Genomic DNA, 17725 nt, shown 5'->3' with positions numbered 1-17725 from the left:
GGGAAAATAACATGATTCATGGTTTGACCTTAGGTTTATTGCACCATGTTGTAAGTTGGCTGTTGTATCCGGTTTTGATTGCTCTGGCTGTATGCCTGCTGATGGTGCTGTGGGAATGCGGATCTGCGTTAGCCGAGAGGTTTGGTGCATTAACCAGAATGCAGACTGGTGACGCGTTGATGTTTGAACATTACGCCGTAAGGAGGCTGGAGCGGGTTGATCTGCTTGCTCGAAGTGGCCCGATACTGGGGTTGATGGGTACATTGATACCCTTGGGGCCGGGGCTGTCGGCTATGGGCAGTGGCAATATTGAAATTCTGGCAACCGCCATGACGGTGGCGTTTGATACCACAGTATTGGGTCTGTTCGTTGGGTTGTTGGGTTATGTCCTGGGTCGAGTGCGGCGTCGATGGTATGAAGCCTGTTTGCAGAATATTGAGCAGAGGGATGCAATCTAATGTCACAGGATATGGCGCAGAATAAGATGTGTAAATCAAGACGGAGGCTTTTAAATGGTGGACGATTCGCACAGGAGGATTCAGACCCGCTGTCAGGTTTCGCTAATATTATGGATGTCATGTTGGTGTTCGCGCTGGGCCTTATGATTGCGCTTATTGCACAAAGCCAAGAGCTGCGTGAGCATTTCGCGGTACAGCCGGTTGAAGTGAATACTGGAAAAGAATTGGTGGATTTGCCGGATGCCATGAAAGCGCAAGGTGCCACCGGTCAGGGTATGGAAAGCGTAGGCACGGTGTATCGAGATGCTAAAACTGGAAAGCTAATATTAGTCGGCCAGTAACAAATTGGCGCTGCGATCAAGTGGACATATTGCTCAAGAGGTTTGTGTAGTGGTTCGAGCCCGGCGTGCCAGGTAACGTTGGTTGCGCCTGTGGCAAATAGCAACGAGCGTCAGCAAGCTAAGTGCCACCCAGCATGAACTTGAGAACAAATGTGGATGACGAGTGTAAAAGCTGCCACCGGAGACCGCGGAATAGGGTAACTTCAGCAGATAACCTCCTGCCTGCTGGAAGGGTGTTTCTGCAATGATGCGCCCTGTTGGCAATATAATGGCAGATGGGCCGTTGTTCATTACGTGAACCATGGGTAAGCGGTTTTCAACCGCACGCAACGCACCACCATACAAATGCTGATAGGGCTGGCGGCTACTGCCAAACCATCCATTGCTTGAGAGCACCGTGAGTATTGCTCCTTCGGCGCGCCCTTGCACCTGTTCGGCAACGTAGTCGCCAAACATCACTTCGAAGCAAATTAAAGGTGCGATCTTGAATTCGCTCAGTGTGAAAAACCCAGCCGCAATGCCTGGTTTTATGGTGTCTGTGAAGCCCCCAAAAAATGATGCAAGCAGTGGCTTTATCGGGGGAATCGCTTCAGCCAGTGGGTGATATTCACCAAATGGTACTCGTTTCACCTTAAAGTGAATATCGGCAGGTTCGTCGTTGCCACTGAGTAATATTGCGGCATTTCTAAGTAAGGTGTTTTCTCCATCACTGGTGCGTTCCATATCCTGAAACAAGAGCGGCGTGGACAGGTTCTTTACCGCATGATGATAGGCATCACGTACGCGGGGCAATTCCAGATAACCTTTGTAGCGAGCCTCTGGCCAGATCACCCATTGAGCGCCAGCTGTTACCAGCTGCTCGGACATGTCCATTTCTGCAGGAAATGTTCTGCTGTAACCGGGTACAGATGCAGTATGTCCTCGCTGTGGAGCTTCATTTGGCTGTATAAGACCAATTGCCAGCGTGCTCCACTGCTCCATGCGGCTTTGCCACAAAGAGAGTGACCATGCGCTGTAACCAAACCAGCAGCAGATTAGCAGTGTTGCTATGCCGTTTGCTTTGCGAGAAAGGCATCTAGCACCCATTGTGAAGGCTTGTAGCAGAGTTACGTTAACCAAAATGATCAGAGTGCTGAGGGCTTGCTCTCCGAACAGGTCGACCCCTTGCAGCGCTAGCTCGAATTTAATCTGCGTGCCTCCCAAGTATGGTGAAAATACCATGGGAAAGTGATGAATGAATAAACCAAAAATCAAAGGGAAAGCAACAAGCTCTGATATTTTGCCGCATCGTATGAGCCAGATGCTGGCCAAGCAAGCGCAGGCAAAAAGTTGGGCACTGTAGACCCAAAATACGATCCCAATCAAGAAGCTGGTGGGGTAGCTATAGCCTTTTAGTAGATAAATAAAAGGTGAGATCCAGTAACCTGCAGCTACTGCAAAGGCAAGTCCGAACATTAGGCCCAGAAGATAGCATTGCAGATAATGATAGGCTTGGCGGAGACACCAGAACAGCGGAATGAATGCCAGCCAAGGTGTGACAAACCACGAAGGCTGTATGAATGGGGCCGCAAGCAGCAACCCTGATATGCTAGCAATTAAATACTGCCGCATTAAGCTAGGGCGTCGCATTGGTGGTTTTTGTTTGTGCAAGGGCCTTGCTGCCTCGCAATTGTTGTCGTTGATCGCTGAACTTGGCCAGTTGATGGTATCTTGCAAATAGTAGGCTGGCCTGTTGTTCACCGAAATGGTGTTGTTGCAGCTCAATCAGCTTGTGAAGATGCCGGTCTGCTTCTTCAGGGGTTTGGTTCAGTGCTAGCACATCTTGATGATAGTGATGGTATTGCAGCAGCCAAAGGGATAAAAGTTCACCGCCTTCTTCGGGTAGGGTTTTCCGGCTGAGCCAGATGACGCGCTCAAGAATATTGTTGTCGATATTATCGGGAAAGGCCAGAACTGCGTTACGTAGTAAGGCTTCGTTGGTTGAATTTGCCTCTGGGATGGATTCGTTGATTTGAATGCTAAGTAGATTTTTTTCTATGGGATGATAATCAAAGTTCCATGCAGGCGGCCAACTGATCACAGATTCAGATGGTAGGGCGATTGCTGGCTGGTGCTGCTGATCCTGTATCCCGGGCTTTATAAGCACAGATACCACGCCACCAAGCGTTAGTGTGATGGTGGCCATAAGCAATGCCTGTAGAATGATTGAAGCCCGGTTCACACTAATGCCATAGATTAAGTTGAGCCAAGCGCTTCTGTTCATCTTCGCTAAAGTGATAATTCAGCAGTTCGTAAATTTGCCGTTTGGTTTCAGCCGATGAATAACCTGCTTCTTCAAGAATGGCCTTCTCGGCCTTAAATTGTTGGTAGCGGCTTTGCCAGTGTTCTATACCGTGTTGATCCCCGGCATATTGCTCTGTCAATGCCTCTTGCCGAGCCTGCTTCTCGGCCAAGGTGAGGGATTCATCCTGCTCCACCTCAAAGGCAGCCATCATATAGTGGGCGTTGGCATTTTCGGTGCGAAATAAATCACGTGCTACTTGGTTGCCTAGATAAAGTGACTGTAGGGCGATGATGTCCTCAATAGCTGCTTGCTGATCCTTTGCGGAAACGTAAGCAAACAAATCCGATCGAGCTTGTAGATAATCATGATAGTTCTTGGCAATCTCTGCTGCCTGATCGCCCGTTTGATTGGGGAGCGCAGCACGAATTATGGTTAGAAACTTAGTCATAGATTGTTCGTCAAGAGTGATTCGGCCATGCTGGAAGGCCTGATTTAAAGCGGCTAAAGCAAGATCATCGGTAATGATGTCACCATAGGAATCAACTCTTAGTGCTTGTAGGGCATCATGAATTTTTTGAATATCAAACTGAGTGTCAGCATCGGTGCTACTGCTTGCCGTGGCGGAGGCACCTTCTGGCAATTCAAGATTATCCCAGTCCCACAAGTCCTTAACTGTATTGGCGGTGGGGTTATTGTTGGCGTGGGTAGACTCAGTAGCGATAGCGGGTTCGGGAGTGTCGCGTGTCTGACTCGGATGCTGGTTGCTAGTTGTGTAATACAGCAATGCACTGGTCAGGCTGATAGCAGCGAGCGCTGCTTTATGTTTGTTATTCATAGTAGTGCGCTCTTTTAATAACGTGTAGTCATTGAGGTGATGTGCGCAGATTGGCGTCGTATTGTTTAACGCGACATCACAAATGAGCACATGCAGACATCTTATCCTGAAAATGCCGTTCCTTCATGGCCAAAATGCGAAGCAAACTGGACATTGATGACATCGTGTTCGTGGTAATGATGACATCACATGTAAGTATCGTTGTCCGTATTTGCGCGAGTACGTCAACATTTGACTTTGTTGTTTTGAGCAACCATCCATAAGAAATGGATTCACTTATTGTGGGTGCCCTATAAAGCCTTCAACTCATACAAGAATATATAAGGCAAAATAATGAAATTGGATATATTAAAGCCCTTAATTGTCACCCTTGTTGCCGGGATGTTGTCGTCTGCGGCCTTTGCTATAACACCGTCACCTACGCCCACGCCAGATCCTACTCCCAACCCCTCTCCTGACCCGGGCTCCTGTTCTGGCGCAGAGTGTTACATTCGCGGCCCTAATCCAACGGTGCGTGCACTTGAGGCGGATGATGGCCCTTACTCAGTGCGCACCACCAATGTCTCATCATTTGTTTCCGGCTTTGGTGGTGGAACCATCCACTATCCCGTTGGCACAGAAGGTAAAATGGGCGCAATCGCTGTCATACCTGGCTATGTGTCCTATGAAAGCTCCATCAGATGGTGGGGCAGCCGCCTAGCTTCTTGGGGGTTTGTCGTTATTACCATTGATACCAACACGATCTATGATCAACCTGATAGTCGTGCGAATCAGCTGAGTGCGGCTCTGGATTACGTGATAGCGCAAAGTAACTCAAGAAACAGCTCGATTTCCGGAATGGTAGACAGTAATCGCCTAGGCGTGATTGGTTGGTCTATGGGTGGTGGCGGCAGTTTGAAGCTGTCGACTCAGCGTACACTGAAAGCCGCTATTCCTCAGGCTCCTTGGTATAGTGGGTTCAATTCGTTCAACCGAATTACTACCCCAACGTTGATCATTGCGTGTGAGTTGGATGTGGTTGCGCCGGTTGGTCAGCATGCAAGCCCGTTCTACAATCGCATTCCGAGCTCGACCGCTAAGGCATTTCTTGAAATCAATGGTGGCGATCATTTTTGTGCGAACAGCGGATATCCCAATGAAGACATCTTGGGCAAGTATGGTGTTTCGTGGATGAAGCGCTTTATTGATGGGGATCGTCGATACGATCAGTTCCTGTGTGGCCCCAATCATGAGTCGGATCGCAGCATCTCTGATTATCGTGAAACCTGCAATTACTAAACATTACTCTGCACCAAAAGGGAGTTGAGCGAATCGGCTCCCTTCTAAGTTTTTAGCTGAATCTGACTGTTGGCCCAAGTAGTGATTAGTTGGGGTTTGATTCCAGGGCGCAGAGTTCAATAACAGAGGCGAAATCACGGGTTGGCGTGATTTCGCCAACAACGCAGGCATGATGATAACCTGCCAAGCGTAATGCTGAAAGGCAGCCATCAACCTCATGTGCTGCGACACTTGCCAGTAAGCCTCCGGATGTTTGAGGATCAAACAGCAGTGGCCATACTGGGTGTTTGTTCCAATAATTGGCATTGAGAATGCGTGTTTCAGCACGCTGGTTTTGTGTGTACAAGCTGCTGAGAATGCCATTCTGCGAGCAGGTTAGGGCACCATCGAGTAATGGAATGTGGTGTAACGATAATGTTGCAGCTAACGGAGCGAGGGAATCCTCTGTATGATCCGCAGGTGTTAGCATCTCAATTAAGTGTCCTGCCAAACCAAACCCTGTAATATCCGTGCAGGCATTGGCGTGGTACAAACTGAATATCTCACCGGCTTTGCGATTGGATTGAAGCATGGAGCTCACTGCAGACTCAATCCACTTTCCGTGAGCTTTATACTGATTGTGTGCGGAGAACAAAACACCGGTGCCCAGTTGTTTTGTCAGAATTAGCTTGTCGCCCAGTTGCGGTTGGCTCTTGCGTAGAATTTTGCTGGCTTGAGCGAATCCATTTACACAAAATCCAATGCTAAGCTCTGCGCCTTCACTGGTATGGCCGCCGATCAATGCACATTGATGCTCATTCAGAACCTTCACGGCGCCGCTCATCAATTGAAATAAGTCACGCTCAACTAACGTTTCGCCTGCGTATGGCAAGGTAACAATGGCTTGAGCACTGTGGGGTGCAGCATTCATGGCGAACAGGTCACTTAATGCGTGAAGCGCAGCAATCTGACCTTGCAGATATGGATCATCGATCAGGGCGCGAAACACATCGACACTCTGAATTAACCAATGCTCGGGCGGGACGGTAATGGCAGCAGCGTCATCCGCTGAGCCCAAACCAAGCATCACGCCCTCCCGGCTAATGGGTTGCAATCGTTTAATCGTGCGGCTGAGAATAGTAGCTCCGACTTTTGCACCGCAGCCCCCACAACGCATGCTGTCAGCATTGGGCGGCTCGTCGGTCTGAAGCATACCGGATGATTCGGTGTTCTCATTCATATCACCCGAGGTAAGCTCGCTGAACTGACGCATGAACTTGCGATCGATAGAGTCTTTCCATTGCCACACCCACTTGCCACTAATGGAGGGAAGCATTGTGTTTGGCCTGCAACCGACTGCGTATTGATCACCACAGGCGATCAAACTCAGAATATGGGCTTGTGGGCGATACGGTGACAGAGCTCGGCCAAGAAAGTGATTGCGCAGATTTTTTAACAGATAGGGTGCCTGTCTCACTGCATACACACCAGCTCTGGGTGTGGGTGAGTCTTCTTGCTGTGCAATATCCCCGGCCGCAAAAACAAAATCATGACTAAGGGATTGAAGGTGTGAATTGACTGCAATGAATCCGTTTGAATCCACTGCTAATCCTGATCTCTGTGGCCACGCAGCAGCTTTGGCTTGGGCGCACCAGAATATGGAGTCGGCATAAATCGCATCACCTTTGGCAGAATACATTACGCCTTTTTGTGTTTCGGAGACGGCGTATCCACTGTGGATCTGGATTTTGCGCGCGTTAAATAATGCGCGAATTTTGCCTTGCAAGCGCGCAGGATAATGTTCAGGAAGCCCGTTTCCTCGTTGAATCAGGCAAAACTGTAATGGGCGCTTTGTTTCAATATTGATTGTGGCATGGTGCATCGCCAAGATTAATTCAACGCTTGCTGCGCCACCGCCAACCACAGCAATTCGGTAGGGGCATGAAGTTGTGTTTTGCCCGTTAGTGAGACGGGCTAATAGTTGCTGCCAGCGAGGATAAAACAGAGCGATGGGCTTTACTGGTATAGTGTGTTGTTCGCTGCCAGGAACGGATGTGTCGGGTGTGATGCCGCTGTTGATGGATAACACATCAAAGCCGATAGGTGGTCGGTCAGAAAAACTCACTTCCTTTTGCTGTAGGTCTATCTCTGTGACGTGATCCTGAATAAAGCGGGTGCCGGTAATACCGCACAATTTGTTTAGGTCGATATGGGCTTCGTCAAACGAGTAATGGCCCGCAATCAAGCCTGGCAACATTCCTGAATAGGGAGTCTGTACCTGTGGAGAAATCAGGGTTAAGCGCACACCGGGAACCGGGTTCATAGCCCACATTTTTAATAGCAGTGCGTGGCTGTGGCCACCGCCTACCAGCACTAGATCTTTGTATGGGGTTGAAGGTGTTTTCATGGAGCGAGTATATCAGGCAAAGGGTTAAACTGTCTCAGGCGTTGTTTTCAGGTGCATGCGGCGGCGCAGCGTTCTGGCACAATAGTCAACACTCATGTTGAGGATTGCAGATGCCAGAATCAATACTGCTGCACGATCAAAGCGGAACTCCTCAAAGGCGGAATCAATATAGAATCCCAGGGTGGTTATGCCCAGGATTCCAAGAATCGCGGTTTCCCTTAAAATGACCTCCCATCGGTAAAATAGAAACGCCAGGAACTGCCGGTACACTCTTGGTAATACGTCGTAGAAATAACGGTCCAAGCCTTGATTGGTATCTACTCTCAGCACTAACTGATCACTGTATCTACCCACCAAGTGAGCGATGATGGCGCCGTTATGAATGGCTAATGCTATAACGGCAGGCAGCATGGATGGCCCCAATAGCAGCAGGCCGATAAACGCCAACAGGTATTCCGGAGTAGAGCGACTGAAAATGAGAATGCTGTCACCCAGACGTCTTGCAATTGGGCTGAAGAATAATGTTGAGTTAAGGGGGAAACATATAAGGGTGATCAAGCCGGTGGCAACCACGGCAATTTGGCTTAATACCAGGGTGTCAATCAATCCTGGCCATAGCTGGTTTTGCCATAAATAGTCAAACCAGCCTGATAGGTCGTTGAGAGTTGAATCAGTCCAGCTGCCACGCAGAGGCGCAGGTACTATATCCTGCGTAAGGAAGCGCATGGCGGTTTCCCATGAGGTCGCGGCATGAGGAGGCAAGTACCATATCGATGCAATCAGGTAGATCGGCAATAAACGGGCCCTCAGCCAGATCTGAAAACTAAGTACAACAAAGAAAAGTATATACAGTAGTGCGGCGGCTTCATTGTAGTGACCATCACTTAGCGCAGATTCTAGATGAAAGCCAAGAGTGGGAAAGCCGATAAATCCAAGCACCACACTGGATCGGATGGAGCATTCGAAACGATAACGGGTATAGGCTACCAAAGGCTGCCACGCCAGCGGCAGTGTCGTATAGAAGAATTTGCTTAGGCTGCTTGCTGGTGCCAAATTATTTATGGGCGCAGGGTTGGTTTCTTCGAACAGTTCACCGTAGATTTTTGCCAGTGTGCCTGCGTAGGGAATGGCAATGGCCAGCAGCCCGGTTAGGGTTGAAAGCCCGACAATCTGAATAAACAGCAATGCCCAGAATAATTCATGTATAGAACGAATAAAGGCACACAGTGATCGGACAGGTAGCCAGCGATAACCCAGCGACAGGATAAAACCGCTGACAGCAGCGAGAACAATGCCCTGCAATGCAAAGCTAAGTGTGGTTGCGATGCTTGCTAATGTTTCTGGCCACGAATGGATGTGTGGGTTCATCAATCCTTGGCCCATCAAGGAAAGTTCGTGCCAAGGATCGGGGCGAGAGATGTTTATGTCGGCAAGCAGCAGGCAGCCGATTCCCACAACAGCGAACCAGAAGCTGGCAGTTTTCAGCTTTCTTGCAGAAGTGCTGATGGGGTAGGGCCGCGTGGCATGACTGGACATGACAAGGTTATTGATAAAGCGGCGTTAGATCTGCCGCAGACAGTGAAGCGCTAGGCGCATCAAGCGCAATTCGCTGGTCTTTTAAGCCAATTATTCTATCGCACAATTGCAATGCTTGTTCAATGTCGTGTAGCGCGAGAATGAGTGTGGAGTGACGTTCTGCAATGAGCTTTAGCAGTGTGTTGGCTTGAAAATCATCAAGGCCAGATACGGGCTCGTCCCCTATGAATACAGGTTTTTGCTGATAGAGTGCGCGACCGATAGCGGTGCGCTGCTGTTGTCCACCGGAGAGTTGGTCTACTGAGGTAAGGAGCCAATTCCGTAATAGAAGTTGATCTGCCAATTGCGCAACTTCTTGAAACGGGCGGGACAGAGGGCGTATCAGGTTTGCCAGATTGTAAATGCTGTTGTGCCGGTGTAGCGCACCCATATAGATATTATGGTAGACGCTGAGCATTGGCACCAAACCGGTGTGCTGCGGGCACCATGCAATCTGTTGAGGTTGTAGCGCCCGTAAGTGAGCCAGCAAAGTTGATTTGCCAGCGCCTGATTTTCCAATCAGCGCTACGCGCTCACCGTGCGCGATGCGCAGTGATACCTGTTGCAGTATGGATTGGCCTTGATATTTCAAATCAAGGCCATCAATTTCAAACAGCACGATTTAGAACGAATCCATCAGCCCGATGGAGACAGCCGTATCTTCAATGGGTTGATACTGTGCGTTGTTGGCTTCTATAAACGAGCTGCGAGGAAACGCGTCCAGTAGCGCTTTGTCTTTGATGTTTATCAAAGCGGATTTAACTTTGGTTTTAAAGCCCGGCCCCCAGCGTTGATCAACATCACCACGGATACTCCATTGATAATCGGGGTAGGTGGGTGTCTCCCAAATCACGTTTACAACCTTGGTGTCGACTTTCCCTGCGGCAACGGCTTCCTCCCAGACGGCATAGTTCAGTGCGCCAACAAGATACGCACCGGACTGAACCAATGCGATGGTACGGCTGTGGTCGCCACTGAAGCCCACTCGGGAAAATGCGGCATCAGGCGCTTTATTTAGGTGTTGTCGAATATAAAATTCTGGCATTAAACGGCCGGACGTGGAGCCCTTGGAGCCAAAGGTGAATGTTTTGCCTTCAATCGCTTTGGGAAAGGATTCCGATGGGCTTATACCGCTTTTTTGATGGGCAATAAAGTAGGTCTTAAACAGTTGATCTTCGTAGCCTTGGGCGATGGCATCACTGCCGGGTACCAATGCTCTGGCTTGCACGCCGGAAAGGCCACCAAACCAGGCGAGCTGGACTTGGTTGTTACGAAACGCGGTAACAGCTGCAGCGTAGCTTTTAACCGGGATGTATTTTACTTCTGTGCCCAGTTCTTTGGACAGGTAGGTTGCCACCTTGCCAAAGCGTTCCTGCAGGTGGGATTCATCCTGATCAGGGATGGCTGTGAATGTAAATGTCTGTGCGCTGGTGCTGAGGGAAACGAGCAGCGCTGCTAAAGCAGTCAATAACCGCACGGTATATTCTCCTGTTATCTAGTTGGTGTGAGTGTTGGGGTGAAACGATTCAATTATAAGTAGCGTCAGATTCCTGATTGATAGCGCTGTGCCCAGGCGATTAACTCATCATGCTCGCCTTTAAACAATACTTGGCCGCCGCGCTTGGCCTGTTGGTAGTCGTACATAGGGTCATAATATTCTTTCAATAGCATTTCGATGCCGGGGCGGAATGCATCAGTACTGCCGGAATGATCCAGCTCGTCAATCGCACTGGAAAACAATCCATGTAAATGGCTGTGTCGATCACCACCCAAACGTTTACGAATTCGGGCCAAGTTGCCAAGCACGTGCTCTCGAAACTTGGGAATGCTTTCTGCCTCGCCGTATGCGTTTCTGTATGCTGGGATTGCTTCGGTCACGTAATCGGCGAGGGTAATGTTTATCCGCTTATCCATTGGTGTTTCCAAGAGGATGCGAGGGGCGCGCTTGAAAGCTTCCAAAAAAGCCTGTGGTAAGGACACACGGCCAATTAGCGGTCCTTCATCCTCCACAAATACGACTTTGCTCTGTGCGGCCTGAAGTTTAATCAGTGCTATGCTGAGCGCATTCTCAAAATTGATTTGTGATGGCTGTTCTTGCAGTTGGCGGCCAAAAGCCGACCCACGATGATTTGCCAGCCCTTCCAAGTCAACGGCCTGCTGAAGTTGTTTGATTGCGAGGGTTTTGCCACTGCCGGTGCGCCCGCTGATTGCAATCATGGGTTGGGATCGGCTTATAGCATCCAGCTCGTCGATCAGGAACCGGCGCATGGCCTTGTAGCCACCTTTTATCAGTGGATAGTTAAGGCCTGATTCACGGATGAGTTGTTGGCTCAAGCGGGAGCGCAATCCACCGCGAAAACAGTACAGGTAGCCATTGGGGTGCTGGTTTATATAGGCAGACCAAGCCTTGATACGTTGCTGCTGGATTTCCGGTGTGGCCAACTGCCAGCCTAGCTCAATCGCTGCATCCTGGCCTTGTTCCTTGTAGCGGGTACCGATTTTTGTGCGCTGGTCGTCATCCAATAAGGGTATATTGGTACTGCAGGGGAAGGCACCTTTAACAAACTCAACAGGCGCACGTACGTCCAGTAGTGGAAGGTCGTTAAGGAACAGCGTGCGATAATCGTCGGTGTCGAGGCGTTTGGTCATGACATGGGCGGTGCTATTTAAGAGAATGGGCAAGTTTAAAGGCGCTGGTGGGTGCCGTCCATAGTGTGTTCGTATTAATGTGTATAATCCAGATATGGTTAACGACGTCGGTTTAGGTAGTGAATCTTTCACGGTGGCGATATACATGCCCAATCGCCCCCCGCTCGATCAACATCAATATATTGGTGGTTTAACGCCGCTGGTGCACGGTGAAATAGCAGAAATTGCCCGCCTTACAGGCAATCATTGGCGCAAAATCTTTAACGTGTATGCCAAGCTTGCCTTCAAGCTGTGTGCCGAGGGCTATGGTTCGTGGCAACAGTTGCGTGATGATTCGCTCCTGCAGCCAGGCTCCAATTATGCGCTGCTATTTAGCGCGCCCAGTTTTGCAGAAAACACCATTCATATCATTGCTGGCAAGCAGCATGCCCACACCCTGGGGGTAACTGAGTGTGTTGTATGGGTTGATCGCTACTTCGCTGTCAACCGCGCCAAACGCTTGATTGTCTCTCCGTATTTAGATTATCGCCAATTGTCCGACGCCAGAATCGATGTGCTGGCGGCATTGGTGAATGATGTTCACGGGGCGAAGCAGTAGGCTCCGAGTATTATGATCAGTATCAAGTGGGGAAACGCTACGGTGGGCCTTATGGCTTGGCGTGCATATTCACTTATCAACCCGAGCAGGCCTGGTCTTGTTTTCTCGTACTGAGTGTTAAATTGATATGCAGCATCATTGCCGCTGGTTAACAGGCTGTTTTCAATCTGCAGCAATCTGGTTTCAATGCGCCACTGAAACGTTTTCCAGATTGCATCTTGCCCCCACAAGGTCAGCAGCAGCAAGCCAACGAAAGCGCTCAAGGTATCTGATACATAAGCCGCGCTTAGCAGGGCAGTATTGGCCAGCTTAATAAGCAGTGAGTGCTTTTCGTAGCTGTCGAATTGATTTTGCAGTAAAGACCATTCGTGCTTCAGGTCGGTGTTGATTGGGTTGTTCAACGATGCTCTCCAATTTTTTGATAGGGCCGTTGCGCTGATTGGAGCGGCGGGGCCTGCCAAATAGCTTGCTTGTTTTTGATTCGATGTCGGTTGGTGGCAGGCTATTGCAAGAAGGCTTCAACGGCTGCCAGAGTAGTGGCTGGATCTTCCTCGTGGGGAACGTGCCCCAACCCATCAAATGTGATCAGCTTTCCATTCGGTAGATCCTGTTCGAAACGTTTGGCAATGCTGGTTGGAATCAAATGATCCTCAGCGCCCCACAATACCAGGGTGGGTTGTTGGATGGTTTTTACCAGGCCACTTTGGTCGGTGTATTCTAATTGCGCAAAGCGTTCCCGTAGGGCGGCGCGGTTGCCCTCCCGCAAGGCGAGTTCAAAATAGCGGTCAATCAATTCTTCGCTGACTTTGGCTGGATCACCGTATACGTTGCGTACGCTGGATTCAACGGCGGCTCGGGGTAGGGTGAGCTCCATGACGTGGTTAAGCACGGGTATCTGGGATATGACAAATGCGATGGGCATGGATTCCGGCTTGAAAGGGTAACCGCCGGCATCCACCAAAATCAGTTTTTCCACGCGCTCCGGGTGGGCTACGGTGGTGCGCCAGGCGATGCTGCCACCCAATGAATTACCAGCCAGAATACAGCGCTTTACACCAATGCTGTTCAGTACGCTGGTGACGAAGTCTACGTAAGCATCCAGGCTATAGTCTCCGTTGGCAGCAGGCCCGGTTAGGCCAAAGCCAGGTAGGTCAAAGCGGATGACGCGGCGGGTCTGGGATAGTTTGTCGGCCCAGCCATCCCATGTGTGCAGGCTTGCAGAGGTGCCGTGCAGCAGCACTATGGGGGTTGGGTCGCTTTTGGGGCCTTCATCGCGCAGGTGTACGGCTTGCCCGTTAACGCTTATGAACTGAGAGGGTGCCGGGGCCCAGCGCTCAGTAAGTTCCTCTACCTTGCGGTCCGGTTGCCAGGTGGCGGCTACCAAGGTGGCCGTGGCGAGTAAAACAACGGCGATCAATCCAATGATCAGTTTCATTATGAGTTTCACAATGCAGATTCCTAACGGTTGTTGGCAGTTGCTAGATGTCCAATAGCCATTGAATGAAGAGTTTGGCGACGAATCCCAGCATGCCCAGGGTGAGTACTAAAAAGATCATAAAGGTGCCGAAGCGCCCGGCTTTGGACTCCCGCGCCAGCTGGGCGACTATAAATAGCATATAGAGCATGAAAGCAGCAACGCCGAAGGTGAGCCCAAAAGTGGCGATTTGTTCTTCGGTGTAGCCTAGCACGGCGCCTTCCATGGTTAACTCCCTATTCTGGGTGGCAGGGTGTGGGCATCAACTGCATCGCGGTATACATGCCAGCTGGCGTGACCCAGTACAGGAATGACCAGTACGCTGCCAATCAGGGCAACTAAACCCAATAGTGAGATGATCATGATCAGTGCCGCCCACAATGCCATGGGCTGGGGGTTTTGCATGATGACTTTCCAGCTAACCAGTACGGCGTCCAATATGCTGACGCGCCTGTCCAGCAGTAAAGGCAGGGTGACGACGGTGGATGCAAATACCGGTGCAGCCAATATGCCACCGAGTATGAGCCAGGCTTCGAATAGATAGCTGTCTGGAGCGGCCACTACGTAGCGTAGAAAATCCAGCGGTTGGTTTACGGGCGCAGCAGAGAATAAAACAATGAGCGCGGCGGAGGTAACCACCCAGCCGGCACCAGACAGGCCCAGTAGCAGGCTAAAACGCACCAGGCGCCAATCATGGCGAGGCTTTCCGCGCCAGCTCCACCAGGTGCGCAATACCAGCATGAAAGTGGCCGGTTCGTTTTGTTCCAGCGCGCGGCTGACGGCGTATAGGCCTACTGCCAATACTGGGGCGACCGCTAGAAAGCCCGTGAATGCACCGGCCAATAGCCAGAACTGATCATAGGCCAGCACCAGCAGTAAAAATCCAAACCCTGATACAGCGATCCCGTGAGCCAGCCCAATCAGAGGTACGCGTTTGAAGTCTTCCCAGCCTTTCTGCAGCCACAACCAGGGATGGTCGACGCTCAGTGGGCGGACCTGAATTTCAGATAGAGTGGGGCTGGTCATGAAGGCTCCTTTTCAGATGGGTCGTAATCTGTCGCTGGGTAGTTTGATGTTCTACCCAGCGGGGAGCCGGAAGTCAACGCATTGCTGCATGAGGCATTACAGCCAGCGTCGCACGTGCTTTCGGTATTGGGTAAAAGAGTTGCCAAACAATTGTTGCAGGGCTTGTTCTTCGGGGACGATTTGGAATCGGTTCATATACGGGATGAACCCCAGCGCCAGCAACAGGGCTAAGCCACTGTTGAGGAATACGCCCCAGGCCAATAGCCAGCACAGGAAGCCAACGTACATGGGGTTGCGACTGTATCGGTATATGCCGGTGCTGACCAATGATGAGCTGGCGTCTGGTTGTAGTGGGTTGACGGTGGTTTTGGCGCGCCGAAAGCTAATCACACCTGTAAGCGCGACTACACAACCCAGCAGGGCAAGAGCGCCGGTATTGAGCATGATCATCCAAGTGGGTAGATTCATCGGCGGACTGAGCCACGCAGCCAACCCCATCAGCGCACCGAAAATAACTACCAGTGCCAATGGGGGGATTTTTAGCTCCAGCGCCTGCATGATCAGCCGAACTCGGTAATGAACTCTTCCAGCTTGCCGACCATGTTCGGCGATCCCACAAACAGCGGGCAACGCTGATGCAGTGTGGTTGGCTCAATGTCCAGAATGCGCTGCCCGGTGGTGGCAACGGCGGTTCCCCCGGCCTGTTCGATCAGGTAGGCCATGGGGTTGCACTCATACAGCAGGCGCAGTTTACCGTTGGGGTAGCGGCTGGAGGTGGGGTATAGATAGATGCCGCCTTTGATCAGGTTGCGATGGAAGTCTGATACCAGTGAACCGATGTAGCGAGAGGTGTATGGGCGGTTGGTGGTGGTGTCTTCTTCCTGACAGTATTTAATGTATTTTTTTACGCCATCGGGGAAGTGTATGTAGTTGCCTTCGTTGACTGAGTAGATGTTGCCGTCGGCAGGGATCTTCAGGTTGGGGTGAGACAGGCAGAACACACCGATGGTGGGATCGTAGGTGAAACCGTTCACGCCGTTGCCGGTAGAGTAGACCAGCATGGTGGAGGAACCATAGATAACGTAACCAGCGGCGATCTGCTTATGGCCGGGTTGCAGAAAATCTTCCTCGGTGACGTGGCTGCCCAGTGGCGATACGCGGCGATAAATGCTGAAAATGGTTCCAACGGAGACGTTCACATCGATGTTGGAGGAGCCATCCAGAGGATCGATCAATACGACGTATTTACCGTCCAGGTTTTTGGTTTCTTCAAAGGTGACGAACTCTTCTTCTTCTTCGGAGGCTATACCGCAGACCACGCCGCGCTGGGCCAGAGCATTTTTGAAGCGTTCGTTGGCGTAGACATCCAGTTTTTGCTGCTGTTCGCCTTGTACGTTGTCTTCTCCGGCTGATCCCATGATGTCCGCCAGGCCAGCCTTATTGATCTCCCGGTGCAATATTTTTGCTGCCAGTCGGATTGAAGAAAACAGAGAGGTCAGTTCGCCGCTGGCGTCTGGATACTCTGTTTGCTGATCAATGATGAATTCGCCCAGGGTCTTGATGATTTCCATGAATGCAGTCCCACCGACTTGTAATAGGTAAAGTAATGGGTGCAGATGATACCGGTTTCGGGGTGGCTAAACCAGCGGGGGGCCTTGTTGGGGGCAATGGCACCGTTGCCAGGTGCCATTGAATCAGCGGTTGTTTTGATCTGTATCAGGCTGAGATGTTGGCCTTTTCACCCACATATTGGGTCAGCATTGCCAGGCCTTTATTGCGCAGGTCTGAGCTGTCTTTCTGGGTGGGATGAAAGCTGGGGCTGTAATAGGAGATGTAGTGTTTACCCAGCTCGGCAAATACATCTCGATGTTTCCACAGGCCTTTCGCTCGTTGCCTGAGGGAGGTTTTCTGCTTGGGCAGATCCTTGGCTGCATGCAGCAGCTGGGCGGTATGCAGCGTTGAGAAGAAGCTGAACAGCAGGGTGGTGATGGCCATTTCACTGACCCGAATCCAATAGCCTCCTACTTGCTCCTGATAGACGTCATACGCTACCGACTTATGTTCGCTCTCTTCTATGGCGTGCCATATCCACAGGGGTTTGAGGCTTTCATCTACTTCATCGATCAGCTCGGGGTGTGCCAGCAGGGTTTCGGCAAACAGCGCTGTGAAGTGTTCCAGGGCGCAGGTTTTTGCCAGCAGGCGCTCGGGTGAATAGAACTTCTCCTGGCGTCCCAGTCCGATCTTAGTGAACTTATCGATTTGATCCACCGGTATGCCTTTGCGGCTCATCATATTATTGAAGGACTCATGTTCCTTGCCGTGATGGGCTTCCTGGCCGATAAACGCTTTCACCTGTTTTTTCAGCTCGGGGTTTTTGATGGCCTTTTGGAAATGCCGCACAGACCGCATAAACATACGCTCCCCTTCAGGGAAGGTGCCGGATAGCGCTGTCAGTATCATGGAACGCAGCGGATCGTTACCAAACCAGAAGGTGGGGATGCTGTCGTCGAATTCAAAATCCATATGGCGAACAGGAATGTCGTCTGTGCCAATGCGATTGGCATTTTGGTGAGCAGCGGCGGTCATGGTTGGTACCTCAAACGGGGTGGCATCGAATACGGTATCTGCAAATACGGTTACGTTTTGTAGTGGTAAATCTAGTGCGTACGTCCCAGTATAGGGAAAGCCGTGCAGGCTGGTACAGTCAAAGCGTGCTAAAAAACGGTCATTTAGGGCCAGGTTCTGTCGGTTGACCGGCTATCTGACGCCAATTGACGGGTTCGGGGTGGTGCTGGACAATAGCCCTCCGTGCGTTGTGTTC

General features: G+C 50.8%; 19 protein-coding genes. 4 read left to right on the top strand and 15 right to left on the bottom strand.

The genetic code is table 11. The features are described 5' to 3' along the window. The first annotated feature begins 11 nt into the window (after positions 1-11). Together Kalk_RS08855 and Kalk_RS08850 are read left to right on the top strand one after the other, a co-directional pair. A complete protein-coding gene (locus Kalk_RS08855) occupies positions 12-458 on the top strand; it encodes a MotA/TolQ/ExbB proton channel family protein (protein WP_101893889.1) in 447 nt (148 codons plus the stop codon). Continuing rightward, positions 458-799 carry a DUF2149 domain-containing protein gene (locus Kalk_RS08850; RefSeq protein ID WP_324774595.1) on the top strand — a complete coding sequence of 114 codons (342 nt, stop codon included), beginning with the start codon at positions 458-460 and terminating at the stop codon, positions 797-799. The genes Kalk_RS08855 and Kalk_RS08850 overlap by 1 nt, the downstream gene beginning before the upstream one ends. A gap of 33 nt (positions 800-832) precedes the next feature. Here Kalk_RS08850 and lnt read toward each other — a convergent pair whose 3' ends face one another. From lnt to Kalk_RS08835, 3 genes are read right to left on the bottom strand one after another with little or no spacing between them, the layout of a single operon-like run. After that, positions 833-2410: an apolipoprotein N-acyltransferase gene (gene lnt / locus Kalk_RS08845; RefSeq protein ID WP_233716882.1), complete on the bottom strand. Its 1578-nt coding sequence runs from the start codon at positions 2408-2410 to the stop codon at positions 833-835. A gap of 4 nt (positions 2411-2414) precedes the next feature. Further along, on the bottom strand, positions 2415-2984 hold the full coding sequence (locus Kalk_RS08840) for a hypothetical protein (protein ID WP_101893887.1): 570 nt from the start codon (positions 2982-2984) through the stop codon (positions 2415-2417). Positions 2985-3021: 37 nt separating this feature from the next. Then, on the bottom strand, positions 3022-4008 hold the full coding sequence (locus tag Kalk_RS08835) for a lipase secretion chaperone (RefSeq protein WP_158643390.1): 987 nt from the start codon (positions 4006-4008) through the stop codon (positions 3022-3024). A gap of 243 nt (positions 4009-4251) precedes the next feature. Between Kalk_RS08835 and Kalk_RS08830 the strand changes: the two genes are divergently transcribed. Next, complete coding sequence (locus tag Kalk_RS08830) at positions 4252-5196, top strand: alpha/beta hydrolase family protein (protein ID WP_101893885.1); 945 nt, start codon at positions 4252-4254, stop codon at positions 5194-5196. 85 nt (positions 5197-5281) lie between these two features. Here the strand turns inward: Kalk_RS08830 and selD are convergent, their stop codons facing one another. The 5 genes from selD to mnmH all read right to left on the bottom strand — a co-directional run bounded on the left by selD (position 5282) and on the right by mnmH (position 11806). Further along, the gene (gene selD / locus Kalk_RS08825; protein ID WP_101893884.1) at positions 5282-7582 is read right to left on the bottom strand and encodes a selenide, water dikinase SelD; all 2301 of its coding nucleotides are present in this window, start codon (positions 7580-7582) and stop codon (positions 5282-5284) included. A gap of 24 nt (positions 7583-7606) precedes the next feature. After that, positions 7607-9118, bottom strand: a complete 1512-nt coding sequence (locus Kalk_RS08820; RefSeq protein ID WP_199768036.1) for a PhnE/PtxC family ABC transporter permease — start codon at positions 9116-9118, stop codon at positions 7607-7609. Positions 9119-9125: 7 nt separating this feature from the next. After that, positions 9126-9776, bottom strand: coding sequence for an ATP-binding cassette domain-containing protein (locus Kalk_RS08815; RefSeq protein ID WP_233716851.1), 651 nt, complete (start codon positions 9774-9776; stop codon positions 9126-9128). A 3-nt stretch (positions 9777-9779) separates the two neighbouring features. Then, positions 9780-10634: a putative selenate ABC transporter substrate-binding protein gene (locus tag Kalk_RS08810; protein WP_101893883.1), complete on the bottom strand. Its 855-nt coding sequence runs from the start codon at positions 10632-10634 to the stop codon at positions 9780-9782. A gap of 65 nt (positions 10635-10699) precedes the next feature. Beyond that, the gene (mnmH, locus tag Kalk_RS08805; RefSeq protein WP_101893881.1) at positions 10700-11806 is read right to left on the bottom strand and encodes a tRNA 2-selenouridine(34) synthase MnmH; all 1107 of its coding nucleotides are present in this window, start codon (positions 11804-11806) and stop codon (positions 10700-10702) included. 94 nt (positions 11807-11900) lie between these two features. Here mnmH and Kalk_RS08800 point away from each other — a divergent pair, with 94 nt between their 5' ends. Beyond that, positions 11901-12404: a DUF6942 family protein gene (locus Kalk_RS08800; protein WP_101896255.1), complete on the top strand. Its 504-nt coding sequence runs from the start codon at positions 11901-11903 to the stop codon at positions 12402-12404. Here the strand turns inward: Kalk_RS08800 and Kalk_RS08795 are convergent. The 7 genes from Kalk_RS08795 to Kalk_RS08765 form a co-directional block, all read right to left on the bottom strand. Continuing rightward, a complete protein-coding gene (locus Kalk_RS08795; RefSeq protein ID WP_101893880.1) occupies positions 12386-12805 on the bottom strand; it encodes a hypothetical protein in 420 nt (139 codons plus the stop codon). The genes Kalk_RS08800 and Kalk_RS08795 overlap by 19 nt on opposite strands. 101 nt (positions 12806-12906) lie before the next feature. Next, positions 12907-13851, bottom strand: a complete 945-nt coding sequence (locus Kalk_RS08790) for an alpha/beta fold hydrolase (RefSeq protein ID WP_101893879.1) — start codon at positions 13849-13851, stop codon at positions 12907-12909. Positions 13852-13882: 31 nt separating this feature from the next. Then, a complete protein-coding gene (locus Kalk_RS08785; protein WP_233716849.1) occupies positions 13883-14104 on the bottom strand; it encodes a DUF2788 domain-containing protein in 222 nt (73 codons plus the stop codon). A gap of 2 nt (positions 14105-14106) precedes the next feature. After that, the gene (locus tag Kalk_RS08780) at positions 14107-14904 is read right to left on the bottom strand and encodes a DUF2189 domain-containing protein (protein ID WP_101893878.1); all 798 of its coding nucleotides are present in this window, start codon (positions 14902-14904) and stop codon (positions 14107-14109) included. 96 nt (positions 14905-15000) lie between these two features. Then, a complete protein-coding gene (locus tag Kalk_RS08775) occupies positions 15001-15462 on the bottom strand; it encodes a methyltransferase family protein (protein ID WP_101893877.1) in 462 nt (153 codons plus the stop codon). A gap of 2 nt (positions 15463-15464) precedes the next feature. Then, a complete protein-coding gene (gene fbp / locus Kalk_RS08770; RefSeq protein WP_101893876.1) occupies positions 15465-16475 on the bottom strand; it encodes a class 1 fructose-bisphosphatase in 1011 nt (336 codons plus the stop codon). Positions 16476-16620: 145 nt separating this feature from the next. Continuing rightward, positions 16621-17490 (bottom strand): metal-dependent hydrolase, encoded by an 870-nt coding sequence (locus tag Kalk_RS08765; RefSeq protein WP_101893875.1) that lies wholly within the window; start codon positions 17488-17490, stop codon positions 16621-16623. Between the last annotated feature and the right edge of the window lie 235 nt (positions 17491-17725).

It is taken from the genome of Ketobacter alkanivorans, assembly GCF_002863865.1.
In the GTDB taxonomy this organism is placed as follows: Bacteria; Pseudomonadota; Gammaproteobacteria; order Pseudomonadales; family Ketobacteraceae; genus Ketobacter; species Ketobacter alkanivorans.
Note: the sequence above shows the minus strand (reverse complement) of the source record. Positions and strands in the feature narration are given on the sequence as shown.

Coding starts and splice junctions, on each gene's coding strand:
- Kalk_RS08840 (WP_101893887.1), bottom strand. CDS start 2,984: ATGGCCACCATCACACTAACGCTTGGTGGCGTGGTATCTGTGCTTATA.
- Kalk_RS08820 (WP_199768036.1), bottom strand. CDS start 9,118: ATGTCCAGTCATGCCACGCGGCCCTACCCCATCAGCACTTCTGCAAGA.
- Kalk_RS08850 (WP_324774595.1), top strand. CDS start 458: ATGTCACAGGATATGGCGCAGAATAAGATGTGTAAATCAAGACGGAGG.
- selD (WP_101893884.1), bottom strand. CDS start 7,582: ATGAAAACACCTTCAACCCCATACAAAGATCTAGTGCTGGTAGGCGGT.
- fbp (WP_101893876.1), bottom strand. CDS start 16,475: ATGGAAATCATCAAGACCCTGGGCGAATTCATCATTGATCAGCAAACA.
- lnt (WP_233716882.1), bottom strand. CDS start 2,410: ATGCGGCAGTATTTAATTGCTAGCATATCAGGGTTGCTGCTTGCGGCC.
- Kalk_RS08775 (WP_101893877.1), bottom strand. CDS start 15,462: ATGCAGGCGCTGGAGCTAAAAATCCCCCCATTGGCACTGGTAGTTATT.
- Kalk_RS08780 (WP_101893878.1), bottom strand. CDS start 14,904: ATGACCAGCCCCACTCTATCTGAAATTCAGGTCCGCCCACTGAGCGTC.
- Kalk_RS08765 (WP_101893875.1), bottom strand. CDS start 17,490: ATGACCGCCGCTGCTCACCAAAATGCCAATCGCATTGGCACAGACGAC.
- Kalk_RS08855 (WP_101893889.1), top strand. CDS start 12: ATGATTCATGGTTTGACCTTAGGTTTATTGCACCATGTTGTAAGTTGG.
- Kalk_RS08830 (WP_101893885.1), top strand. CDS start 4,252: ATGAAATTGGATATATTAAAGCCCTTAATTGTCACCCTTGTTGCCGGG.
- mnmH (WP_101893881.1), bottom strand. CDS start 11,806: ATGACCAAACGCCTCGACACCGACGATTATCGCACGCTGTTCCTTAAC.
- Kalk_RS08785 (WP_233716849.1), bottom strand. CDS start 14,104: ATGGAAGGCGCCGTGCTAGGCTACACCGAAGAACAAATCGCCACTTTT.
- Kalk_RS08800 (WP_101896255.1), top strand. CDS start 11,901: ATGGTTAACGACGTCGGTTTAGGTAGTGAATCTTTCACGGTGGCGATA.